The organism is Actinomycetes bacterium (genome assembly GCA_036510875.1).
Lineage (GTDB): Bacteria > Actinomycetota > Actinomycetes > Prado026 > Prado026 > DATCDE01.
In genome coordinates this window covers 1-10,495 of sequence record DATCDE010000376.1, presented here as the reverse complement: position 1 = coordinate 10,495, position 10,495 = coordinate 1, and the positions used below count along the sequence as shown (strand labels likewise).

Genomic DNA, 10,495 nt, shown 5'->3' with positions numbered 1-10,495 from the left:
CGAGGAACCCGTCAGGCGGGCCGCCGCACTCGGCAGCAGCGAGGCCAGCCACCCGGTGGACACCGCCCGCGCCGTACGCCTCCTGCAAGCACTCCGCGGCGCGTTCCACCGGCAAGTGCTGCCGGCCCAGCAGATAGGCCGCCAGCGCCGCCACACCCGGTCCGTAACACGTCGGTGCGGTCGCCTCGGCGGGGAACTCCGCACGGGTCACCGCGCCGCACGAACACGCCCGTCGCTGCGCGCGGTGCTCAACCGCGATCAGCTCGATGCTCGGCAGGTCGAAGACCTGACGAACCTCGACACCCACGACCGGCGCCTCAACAAGATCACAACCACACCCCCGACAGTCGATCGGAGCATGCGTCCGCACCTCATCAGGCACTGCCCGAGGTTCCAGCCGGAACCCGTGACCGCCCTGCTGCTTGCCAGGCTTACGCCCCGAGGACCTGCGCAACGACTTCGGCGCCGGCTTGGCCAGACCGTCGCTGCTCGGTGGCTTCGAGGAGTTCCGGGAGTTCTTTCCCAGCCGCGCTTCCAACTCCGCCACCCGACCCGCCAACGCCGCGATCAGCGCATCGCGCTGAGCAAGCAGGACGAGCAACTCCTCCACCGAGGGAGCCGGTGGCACAGCAGAAACCGACGGATCGACCACGAAGAGCACCTGCCTGCGGGGGAAGTCGCAGAACGGACAAGTGAAGCCTCCCGCACCTCACGACAAGATCAACCCGCCACGCCGTGAGGGACCTGAACAGTTACGGTCGGGGGCTAATGGGACGGGGCGGATCGTGCCAGCCAGATGTTGCGCCTGTGTGAACCAGTCGCTTGGTTCGCCGGGTCTAAGCAGTCGGCATCCAAGCACTCGGCGGCCGCGGGCGGCCAGGGGCCCGGCAGCTGCGCCGAGCGGCAGCGTCCCGGCGCGGCCGGAGCGGACGTCCTGCTGGCACCCGACGCGCTAGCCGGCTCCGTCGATCTCCGCCATCCGGAGCCGCACGACATCACGGACGACCTCGTCCGGGATCGGCTGGTCGACGGAGAACCGGATGGTGCCCTTGGACAGCTCGAAGGTGTCGAGCCGGTCGCGCACCGCGTCCACGACCCGTGAGCTGAACGGGAAGACGCTCAGGTGGTGCTTTGCCGCGAGCACGCCGAGCAGCGGCTTCCCCCGGTACAACAGGGCGGCCATCCCGTAGCTGGTGCCCTGGACGGCCTCGGTTGCCTCCACCAGTGCGAGCGCGCGGATGCGCTCGAAGGCCGACCGGGTCGGATCGTCGAGGCCGTCGAGGTAGTCGTCCACCGCGGGCACCTGCCGCACGATACTCGCGGCCGGAGGGCACAATCCGTGCTGTGAAGCATGCCCGTCGTCCTGTCCGGTCCTGACCAGGCGCCACGGTGACCGAGACCCGACCGGCCGTGCCGGCGGACGCCGAGGCGATCGCCATGGTGCACGTCGCGTCCTGGCGGGCCACCTACCGGGGCCGGCTGCCGAGCGACTTCCTCGCGGGTCTCTCGGTGGACCGCCGAGCGGCCCAGTGGGCTGCCGACCCGACCGCCGTCTCTGGGAGGCGCACCACAGGTTCCCTTGCCGACGGCGCGGTCTGCGGCTTCGCCTCGGTCGGGCCCGGTCGGGACACCGACCTCGAGGGGGCCTGGGAGGTCTACGCCATCTATCTGTCCCCCGGGAGTGCTCGGACGCGGGGTGGGGCGCCACCTCATGGCGGCGGCGCTGCGGGACGTCCCGCCGGAGGTGACAACGGTGAGCCTGTGGGTGCTGGCCGACAACACCCGGGCTCGCTCCTTCTACGAGGCGGCCGGATTCGTCGCTGACGGACGGTGCCAGGACATCGAGATCGGCGGGACGACTGTGGCCGAGGTCCGGTACGTCCTCGTCAGGGAGTTGGCGTAGGACCCGAGCTGCGCGTCGGTCGGGCCGGCTGCGGAGAGCAGGCTGCGCTAGGCCGACAGGTCGACCGTGATGCCCAGGTCCCGGCCGCGTGCGGCCGTGAGCACCAGGTTGGCCGCGGCGACGTCCTGGGCGGCGATCCCCACCGACTTGTAGAGCGTGATCTGGTCGGGCGAGGTCCGGCCCGGCTTGGTGCCCAGGAGCAGCTCGCCGATCTCGGTGTGGACGTGCTCAGGCCCGATCAGGCCCTCGTCCATGGGTACCCGCAGGTCGTTGCAGCCCGCCGGTGGCGGCGCCAGGACGGCGTCGACGGACTCGACCACGACCAGTGCGTCGGCCACGCTCGCGGAGTCCACCTCCCGGCCGTCCGTGTTGAACCCGACCGACGTCACGTGGGCACCCTGCCTGAGGTACTCCCGGTGCACCACCGGGTCCAGCGCATGCGTGGCGGCACAGACCAGGTCCGCTGCGGCGCAGGCCTCGGCGTAGCTGTCGACGGCCCGGGACTCGATGCCCAAGGAGGCCTGCAGGACGGCGGCCAGCGAGGCGGCCCGCTCGCGGTTGCGCCCGGCCACCCGGATCCGCTGGATCGGCCGCACCCGCACCATCGCCTCGGCGTGCGCCCGGGCCTGGACGCCGGTGCCCAGGATGGCCAGCGTCTCGGCGTCGCTGCGGGCCAGCAGCTCCGCGGACAGGGCCGACCCGGCCGCGGTCCGCAGCGTCGTGATCGACGTGCCGTCCAGGAGCGCGAGCGGCTCACCGGTGTCGGGGTCGAAGACGACCACCACGGCCTGGTGGGAGGGCAACGGCGTCCCGGCGTTGCCCGGGTAGACGCTCACCAGCTTGGTCGCCAGCCCGCCGGAGGGCGAGTACGCGGGCATCGCAGCCAGCAGCCCGTGCGAAGGCACTGTGGCCGCGATCCGGGGTGGCATCGACACGCGCCGCGCGCTGACGTCCTGCATCGCGCCCCTCAGTGCCTCGCGCAGCGCGTCGAGGTCCAGCAGGGACTCCGTCTCGGTCCGGCCCAACAGGAGCATGGTCACAGTCTGCGCCGCGGCTCGCCACGGAGGCACCATGGCGCTGCTCGGCCACTCCGGAAGACTAGGGGGCGTGGAGCACTTCATGACCGACGTCACCACTCGCCTGATCGCTCATGGCGACTTCTCCGCGCTCACTGCGCTCGCAGTCTCGAACCGGGAGTTCCTCGCGCCGTGGTCGCCCGCTGCGCCCGACCACGCGTTCACCGAGGCGGGACAGGCCGAGATCGTGGCTGACGCCCTGGCCCGTCACGAGCAGGGGCTCATGCTCCCGCACGTGATGGTGGACTCCGATGGCACGGTCCTGGGCCGGATCAACCTCAACGGCATCACTCGCGGCGCCGCGCAGTCGGCCAGCGTCGGCTACTGGGTGACCCAGGCGCGCAACGGCCGAGGGGTGGCGACCCGGGCCCTCCGCGACATCGTGCGCGTCGCGTTCGCCGACCTCGGGCTGCATCGCATCCAGGGCGAGACGCTCATCGGCAACGTCGCGTCCCAGCGGGTCCTGGCCAAGGTCGGGTTCACCCCGGTGGGGATGGCACCGAAGTTCCTGCGGATCGCCGGGCAGTGGCAGGACCACCTGCTGTTCCAGGTCGTCAACGACGGCTGGACCGACGAGCCTGCTGACGGGGCCGGTGTGACCACGTGAGTCAGGGCGGGCTGGCGCTGGCCTCGGTGCGCTACGCGTTCGGTCGGGGTGACCGGGCGGTCCTGGACGAGATCACGCTGCAGGTGCCCACGGGCGGAGTGCTCGTGGTGCGCGGCCCCAACGGCAGTGGGAAGACGACACTGCTACGGCTGGCGGCCGGAATCCTGCGGCCGGCGTCGGGAACGGTTCAGCGTCCACGGCCCGTGGGCTACCAGCCTCAGGTGGCCGGCGAGCCTCCACCGCGGACCGCCGCTGGGTCATGGCTGACCACGATCGTCCGGATGCGCGGTCACACCGACGGGGCCGTGGGCATTGGGCTCCTCGAGCAGCTGGGCGTCCGACCGGAACTGCCGTTGGCGGCCTGCAGCCGAGGGACCCTGGCCAAGGTGCTCGTCGCGGCGGCGCTCGCCGGGCCACCCGAGCTGGTCGTGCTCGACGAGCCGTTCGCCGCCCTGGACGACGCCGCCCGCAGCACGGCCGCGGCAATGGTTCGACGGGCCGCCGACGACGGGGGCTCGGTACTGCTGGCCGACCACAGCGAGCACCTCGACGTGCTCGGTGCTCGAACCGTTCAGCTGCGGGACGGCCGGCTCGTCGAGTGGGCGGCTCCCCAGGGGCCGCCGACGTGGCGACTGGTGACGGTCGGGCCGGACGGCGTCGAACAGGTCCGGATCGTGGCCCGGGCCGACCGCGACCGGACCTTGCTGGACGTGCTGCGAGCGGGTGGCGAGGTCCGCCGGGTGGAGCGCTGGCCGTGACGGTGGCCCTCGGGTACTACCTCAGGTTGCTGCTGGTGCGGCAGAGCGCGCTGGCTCCGGTCCTGACCTTCGTCGCGATCACGGCGCTGGTGTACGCGGCCCCCGCCGGTCCGCCGCTGCAGGCCGGCACTGTGACCGCTGTCGCCTTGTTCCCTGTCGCGGCCTGGCTCACCCGAACGGTCAGCACGGCCGAGAGCGCGCCCTATGCCGCAGTCACTCTCGTCACGCTCGGGTCCAGCACGCGGCGGCTGATGGCCAGGGCGGCCACGGCGCTCGTGGCGGTCACCGCTCTCGCCGTGTCCGCGGTCTGCTGGGGCGCGGTGGCCAACGGGTCCGCGTCGTATCCGGCGACGACCGTCCTCGCGCTGGTCGCCCTCCACCTGTCACAAGGGGTAGCAGGCGTCGGGGTCGGGACTCTCGTGTCCCCTCCGGTGGCCGTTCGTCCGGGCCTGGCCGTGGCGCTAGTCACCGCGCTCATGGTCCTGTCGCTGTCCGTCCCCTGGTTCCCGCCGGTCCAGCCGCTGATGCGTGCCACTGCTGGAGACGGTCACCCAGGCGCAGGGGTCCTGCTGATGGTGGTGGCGCAGGCAGTCGCCGTCGGTGCGCTGGGACTTCTTGCCTGCGCCCTGCGAGAGCGACGGCGCCCCACCGGGTAGGCCAGCAGGCTGGCCGGCGCCTTGGCTCAGGAGCACGCTGACCGCCCTGGAGGTCGTGGGTCCGGTTACCGGCGTCGTTCCGAACCTGGCATGAGGACGACGGCTGGGGGGTCGACGATTCAGAGCACACCCCGGGCGGTACTGGTGCTACTTCTCCAGCCTCGCCGTTGAGGGGACGTGCAAGACGATCGCGGTCGGGATGGGCGTGGAGTTCCTGTTCGAGCCCGGCGAGGTCTGGGTGCACGGACGGCGGGTCCCGCTCGACTAGCCCGAGTTCGGCACCTTCAGCACCATGACCATCCGCATGGACGCCGCGGCCCCCGGCGGGGCGTGAGCTCGTCGTGAGCGTTGCGGCCTCAGACTCGTTGGCCGGGCTGCCCGACCCATCGCTGGCTTCTAACGGATCGGCGGACGGGCGGCGTTCTTCCGTGTCCTTGTGATCTCCGTGATCGTTGGTCTGCTCGGGGCCCGCATCCAGCCCTCACCCGGCGGCCGCTGCCGGGGGTTCACCCGGTGCGAGCGAGGTCGCCGGGCTGGTCCTCTGGAAGCCAGCGCCCACCGAGCCCAGCGGAGGTCACCATGTCGCACCGAAGTGTCTCCTCGTTCACTGCTGTTCCTGCCGCCGTGCTGGCTGTCGTCCTCGGCCTGGCCGGCTGCTCCAGCGGCACCACCACCGCCAGCTCGACGTCCTCGGCCCCCGCGGCGGCGGCGTCCGCCCCGGCGTCGTCGGCGTCCGCGCCCGTGTCCTCGACTCCCTCCGCGGCCGAGACGGTCGCCGGTGGCGGGGCCACCACGTTCTGTGCCGCGTTCAAGGAGCTGGAGAGCCTGCAGGGCGACAACACGAACGTGACGGACCTCGCCGCCGCGGGCACGAAGTTCCGGGCCGTAGCGGCGGACATCCGCGCCACCGCCCCCGCATCTATCAAGGCCGCGGCGAACACCTACGCCGACCTCATCGACAACATCGGCGAGGCCGCACAGTCGGGCAGCATCAGCCAGGCGGGCCTGCAGAAGGCGTTCACCGACGCCGTGGCCGGCAAGGCCGCGGACATCGGCTCGGTGGCCGTGTATGTCGCCAAGTCGTGCCCTGGTCTGGGCGGCTGACCGGACGAGACGCTCGCGCACGGCTTCAGGCACATCTGCTGGTGTCCCACCGACGAACTGCGTCGGCACCTACGGCGCGGCGTTGGCTGGTGCCGCTGCTGGACCTGCCGTGCCTAGCCCGGGGGATCGCTGGCGCTTGGGTGTCCTGAGTCGGCTGAGGGCGTGGGGCTCTGACCGCGGGTGTGGTGCCGGGTTGGTCAGTAGCCGAGGCTGGCTGCTGCGCTGAGGGCCACGGGGTCGGCGACGACGTCGATTTGGCCGTAGAAGTGCACGGTGCTGAGGCTGGTGGAACCAAGCGGTCCGATCACGGATGACCCCAACCTGACGGACAAGAAGTTCCCCGGCAACCCCACGAAGTCCTACCGCTCTCGTGAACCGCTCCGCGTCACAGGTGAGATCACGAACTGGGAGGGCCACGCCCCCGAAGTCCTTCAAGCCATGAAAGACCAGCTCGAAAGCCTCAAGCAGCGTGGCATCGAAGCCATCGACGACTGACTGGGGGTGGCGCTGCTCGACCTGTCTCACCGAAGACGTCATCCGCGTGCTGGATCCCCGCAGTAGGAGCGAGCGCGATCGGCGCCTCGGGTTCGGTCAGGCTGTCTTACGGCCCCTGGGAGTTCGGCCGGTCCCGATGTGAGGCTTGGCGGTGGTCGGCTGCTGGGCCAGCTGGCTGACGCGTTGGGGTGAGACGTGCAGCAGAGTCCCGGCGTCTCGGACGGTGAGGTGGTATCTGGTCAGCAAGGTGGTCGCTGCTTCTCGCTGCAACCGGCTGGCCTCCTCCGCAGCCTGCCGTGCCCGGAGGGTCGCCTCGGCGGACGCCGCCACGGTCAGCTCCGCGTCAGCGTCGAGGTGCGGCTGCACGACCACATCGAAGCTGTCGACCGGCACGTCGCGCAGCAATGCGATGGCGTGGTGTGCCAGGCCCGCGACCTGGTCCAGGCGGCGGGCCTGGGTGTGCACACCACGGATCTCCGCGACGTCGATCGCCCACCAGTCCCCGACGCGGCGGCAGACCGCGGTGTAGGTCGCCTTGGTCGCCTTGGTCACCGTCTCCACCAGTCCTCTCCCAGCTGGTCCGCCAGGGCCCGCAATGATCGCCTGCGCGGTGTACTCGTTGATCTCGCTGTGACGCGGCACCGGAAACTCGTAGTCTCCGACCCCGAAGATCGTGTGTTGGCTCCCTCCCGGACCTGCTCGAGCATGAGCCCGCACGAACGGGCCGCCGCACCGATCCGCTTGAGCAGCTCCCGGCGCTTCACCCTTCCTGTCTAGGGTGCTAGACAGATCAAGTCAAGTAGGCTAGACGAAGCGCTTGATTGGCACCTCTTGTGCCGTCGATTCGGACGCCTCCAGTGGGCGGGCGTCGGAGTGTGAGTGCCGGACGACGAGTGTCTGCTGGGACGACGGGAGTCATCCCCAGACGCCGCTGGCGGTCCCACCGGACACTGCAGGGACTGGTTGGCCTTTTGCTTGATCGCGCACCGCCTCAGGCATGGAAGGAAGCGATGCCACGTGAGGGTCGGGCTGGCGCTTGCTCTGCGCAGAGCCGGCGCCTGCCCAGGTACCCTGGTCGCCGTCCCAGGCCGTGGTTGCCGCCTCCGGAGTTCCATCGAGGGTTCCGGCGAGGGTTTCATCCATACGCCGCCGCCCTCGTAGCTCAGGGGATAGAGCAACGGTTTCCTAAACCGTGTGTCGGAGGTTCGAATCCTCTCGGGGGCACCATCAAGAACATGCGAATTCTCCTTGTGCAGCAAGCACAATCCCGCTCCCGCCCGATACCACCGGATCCCACGGCCACCCCTCTCGTGCCACCCAATTATGGCACGCTTATGGCACGGCTATGGCACGCCCGATCACTCTGAGTCACCATCGCCTCGCCACCGAGCCGAGTTGGACCGGAACCTGGTCAATGCGTCGACCGGCCCCGGTGACTCGCCGGGCTCCCCGCATTCAGGGTCGGCGCCGCAGGTCGCCGGTGTAGGCAGAATACATACGACGGAGTACCATTTCTTTCGGAGGTGAGTCCCCCGTGGCCATGACCGTTGCCGATGCGGCGGAGCGACTGAGTGTCAGCGCCCACGAGGTGCGCCGGCTTGTTGCGGCCGGAACGCTCTCCGCCGAGAGGGTAGGGCGGATGCTCCTGCTCGACGAAGGCAGCGTCATGCGGCGAGCCCGCGCTCATGTCGGTCGCGGGCGGGCCCTGGCGCCGGGCACAGCGTGGGCCGCGCTCTGGGAGGCGTCCGGTGAGCGGGCCGGCTGGCTGGACCGGGGGGCACGCTCCCGGGTGCGGTCGTGGCTTCGCACGCGCAGCCCGGAGCGCATTGCGGCGGGTTGCCGGACGCGTGCCGTCCGCGCCGACGTCCGGGTGCTGCCCGGCTACCGCGCGGCGGTGCTGGCGGAAACGGGTGTGGTGGCCGGCGGGATGACCCAGGCGGAGCACGCCGGGGCGAACATCCTGGGAGCCGGCGACATCCCGGACGAGGTGTACTGCTCAGCCGGCACGTGGGCGCGACTTCGACGCGACTACGGCGTCAGCAAGCTGGGCGAGGTGAACCTGGTGGTGCGGATTCCCCGATTCGACGACCCCGAGCTTCTGCAGCGGACCGTCATGCCGGACGCGGTCGTCGCCGTCGACCTGTTCGAGTCGGCGGACCTGCGGACCCAACGGGCCGGCCTGGCCCTGCTCGAGCAGTCTCTCGCCGCCAGCCTGTCATGACCGCCGGCAGCGACCATCCGGTGACATCGGGGGGAACCGTCGTGCTCCCTCCGCTCACCGGGCGCCTCGACGCCCTGTGGGACCTGATCCTCGATCTCGCCGAGCGAGTCCCGGCCCAGCGGTGGGAACTGATCGGCGGCCAGATGGTCTTGCTGCACGGGCTGCGAGGCGGGCGCGGCGGGGTCCGAGTCAGCCAGGACGTCGACGTGCTGGCCGACCTGCTGACTGCCAGCGACGGGCTTCGGCGCTGCGTCCGAGCGGTGAGGAGCCTGCATCTTGACCCGGTGCCAGACAGCAGGGGTCGGGTGTACCGGTTTCGGCGGGCGAGCGACGAGATGGCCGCCGACGTGCTGGCTCCCGATCACTCACCACCACGCTGGCCGCTGCACACGGTCGGTGGCGCGGAGACCATCCAGGTGCCCGGGGGGCACCAGGCCCTGCAGCGGCTCATGGTCGTCACCGTCGTCAAGGGTGGACGGTCCGTCGAGGTCCCGGTCCCGGACCTGCTCGGCGCGCTGGTGCTCAAGGCAGCAGCCTGGGTGGCAGATTCGCGAGACCGCGACCGGCACAGCGGAGATGCGGCCTTCCTGGCCAGCCTGATGGCTGACCCCCGAGCCGAACGGGCGCGGCTGGCAGGAAGCGATCGAAAGCGGCTGCGTCGCCTCGATCAGCAGCTCGGTGACCCGAAAGCGTCGGAATGGCTCGCGTTGGGCGATCACGCAGCCGACGGCTATGCGGCCTGGCGGTTGCTCGTGTCCTGACTCGGCCGATGGTTGCCGGGCGCCGCGGGCTCTTCCCGCCCGGTCACAATCAAGGCGGCCGCGCACGCAAGATCAACAAAAGTGAGCGCTCTGGCCCAAGATCCACCACCCGAACGACCCAGGAGAGCCCAACACCCCGGACCCCCCACCCGCAGCCAGACTGCCGAGCCCAGCCAAGGAGCCAGCCAGCCAGCCAGACACAGTGGTATCGCGCGCTTCGCGCGGATACGGCGCATCGCCGCGGGCGTCAGCAGCCGAACGCGCCGGCTGTGCCGCGCTCGGTGTGGGGCAGGCTCCGACGGCGTCGATCGCGCGGCGCGGGGTCGTGATCTGTGTGCTGGCGGGCTACCCCGACCTCGAGGAGGTCGCACCTGCCACAGCCTGAGGGCGGTACCCCGCCCGCACCGGCCGCGTACTCCAGGAGCTAAGCGTGCCTCCGAACTGCTCTGGCAACCATCCTGGCAACGCGTTCTGGCAGACCGATGCCGCATGTGATGAGTCCGGCAAGGTTTCCGGCAAGGTTCCCGGCAAGGTTCCCGGCAACCCCGTTGGCAGCCCGGACCGACGCCGACGCGAATGTGAGGAGTCCGGCAAGGTTTCCGGCAACCTCGCGGTGGATCGTCAGTCCCATGCGCAGGTCTTTGCCACTGTGGCGACGATCCTCCCTGCCGCCCGTGGGCCAGTGGGGCGGGCCACCGTGATCTCGGTGGCGATGCTTGGGGGCGGGGCGAGCGCGGCGGCGTACTACCTGGACCGCTCGGCCGAGTGCGATCTGGCCGGCTACTACACCGGGCAGGTCGACCGTCCAGGTCGGTGGTGTGGGCGGGGAGCGACCGCCCTGCGGCTGGCTGGGCCGCTCACCGGTGGCTCGGCGAGCATCCTCGCCGGGCTGCTGGACGGCCGGCTGCCGGATG

General features: G+C 70.8%; 12 protein-coding genes, 1 tRNA gene and 1 pseudogene. 10 read left to right on the top strand and 4 right to left on the bottom strand.

Translation table 11 applies throughout. The features are described 5' to 3' along the window. Together VIM19_21370 and VIM19_21365 are read right to left on the bottom strand one after the other, a co-directional pair. Window positions 1-652, bottom strand: a 652-nt coding sequence (locus tag VIM19_21370; GenBank protein HEY5187378.1) for a DUF6444 domain-containing protein, incomplete at its 3' end; no start/stop codon positions are given. Between the two features lie 300 nt (window positions 653-952). Beyond that, on the bottom strand, window positions 953-1,303 hold the full coding sequence (locus VIM19_21365; GenBank protein ID HEY5187377.1) for a DUF1801 domain-containing protein: 351 nt from the start codon (window positions 1,301-1,303) through the stop codon (window positions 953-955). Window positions 1,304-1,696: 393 nt separating this feature from the next. Between VIM19_21365 and VIM19_21360 the strand changes: the two genes are divergently transcribed. Beyond that, entirely contained in the window at window positions 1,697-1,903 is a 207-nt protein-coding gene (locus VIM19_21360; protein HEY5187376.1) for a hypothetical protein, read from the top strand. Window positions 1,904-1,950: 47 nt separating this feature from the next. Here the strand turns inward: VIM19_21360 and VIM19_21355 are convergent, their stop codons facing one another. Further along, window positions 1,951-2,937, bottom strand: coding sequence for an ornithine cyclodeaminase family protein (locus VIM19_21355; GenBank protein ID HEY5187375.1), 987 nt, complete (start codon window positions 2,935-2,937; stop codon window positions 1,951-1,953). A gap of 85 nt (window positions 2,938-3,022) precedes the next feature. On the opposite strand from VIM19_21355, the gene VIM19_21350 reads away from it, so the two are divergent. The 5 genes and pseudogenes from VIM19_21350 to VIM19_21330 all read left to right on the top strand — a co-directional run bounded on the left by VIM19_21350 (window position 3,023) and on the right by VIM19_21330 (window position 6,599). Then, the gene (locus VIM19_21350; GenBank protein ID HEY5187374.1) at window positions 3,023-3,586 is read left to right on the top strand and encodes a GNAT family protein; all 564 of its coding nucleotides are present in this window, start codon (window positions 3,023-3,025) and stop codon (window positions 3,584-3,586) included. Then, window positions 3,583-4,344: an ATP-binding cassette domain-containing protein gene (locus tag VIM19_21345; protein ID HEY5187373.1), complete on the top strand. Its 762-nt coding sequence runs from the start codon at window positions 3,583-3,585 to the stop codon at window positions 4,342-4,344. The genes VIM19_21350 and VIM19_21345 overlap by 4 nt, the downstream gene beginning before the upstream one ends. After that, window positions 4,341-5,000: a hypothetical protein gene (locus VIM19_21340; protein ID HEY5187372.1), complete on the top strand. Its 660-nt coding sequence runs from the start codon at window positions 4,341-4,343 to the stop codon at window positions 4,998-5,000. Before VIM19_21345 ends, VIM19_21340 begins: the two co-directional genes overlap by 4 nt. Window positions 5,001-5,579: 579 nt before the next feature. Continuing rightward, the gene (locus VIM19_21335; GenBank protein HEY5187371.1) at window positions 5,580-6,104 is read left to right on the top strand and encodes a hypothetical protein; all 525 of its coding nucleotides are present in this window, start codon (window positions 5,580-5,582) and stop codon (window positions 6,102-6,104) included. 282 nt (window positions 6,105-6,386) lie between these two features. Next, window positions 6,387-6,599 (top strand): annotated as a pseudogene (locus tag VIM19_21330) (NAD(+)--rifampin ADP-ribosyltransferase). A 96-nt stretch (window positions 6,600-6,695) separates the two neighbouring features. On the opposite strand, the gene VIM19_21325 reads toward VIM19_21330, so the two are convergent. Next, window positions 6,696-7,241, bottom strand: a complete 546-nt coding sequence (locus VIM19_21325; GenBank protein ID HEY5187370.1) for a hypothetical protein — start codon at window positions 7,239-7,241, stop codon at window positions 6,696-6,698. Between the two features lie 509 nt (window positions 7,242-7,750). Between VIM19_21325 and VIM19_21320 the strand changes: the two genes are divergently transcribed. From VIM19_21320 to VIM19_21305, 4 genes are all read left to right on the top strand, one after another. Further along, window positions 7,751-7,826, top strand: a tRNA-Arg gene (locus VIM19_21320). A 313-nt stretch (window positions 7,827-8,139) separates the two neighbouring features. Next, window positions 8,140-8,820, top strand: coding sequence for a helix-turn-helix domain-containing protein (locus tag VIM19_21315; GenBank protein ID HEY5187369.1), 681 nt, complete (start codon window positions 8,140-8,142; stop codon window positions 8,818-8,820). After that, on the top strand, window positions 8,817-9,581 hold the full coding sequence (locus VIM19_21310; protein ID HEY5187368.1) for a hypothetical protein: 765 nt from the start codon (window positions 8,817-8,819) through the stop codon (window positions 9,579-9,581). Before VIM19_21315 ends, VIM19_21310 begins: the two co-directional genes overlap by 4 nt. 712 nt (window positions 9,582-10,293) lie before the next feature. Further along, window positions 10,294-10,495 (top strand): relaxase domain-containing protein (locus tag VIM19_21305; protein ID HEY5187367.1); only part of this gene is annotated, 202 nt, incomplete at its 3' end.

Coding starts and splice junctions, on each gene's coding strand:
- VIM19_21355 (HEY5187375.1), bottom strand. CDS start 2,937: ATGCTCCTGTTGGGCCGGACCGAGACGGAGTCCCTGCTGGACCTCGAC.
- VIM19_21350 (HEY5187374.1), top strand. CDS start 3,023: ATGACCGACGTCACCACTCGCCTGATCGCTCATGGCGACTTCTCCGCG.
- VIM19_21335 (HEY5187371.1), top strand. CDS start 5,580: ATGTCGCACCGAAGTGTCTCCTCGTTCACTGCTGTTCCTGCCGCCGTG.
- VIM19_21315 (HEY5187369.1), top strand. CDS start 8,140: ATGACCGTTGCCGATGCGGCGGAGCGACTGAGTGTCAGCGCCCACGAG.
- VIM19_21310 (HEY5187368.1), top strand. CDS start 8,817: ATGACCGCCGGCAGCGACCATCCGGTGACATCGGGGGGAACCGTCGTG.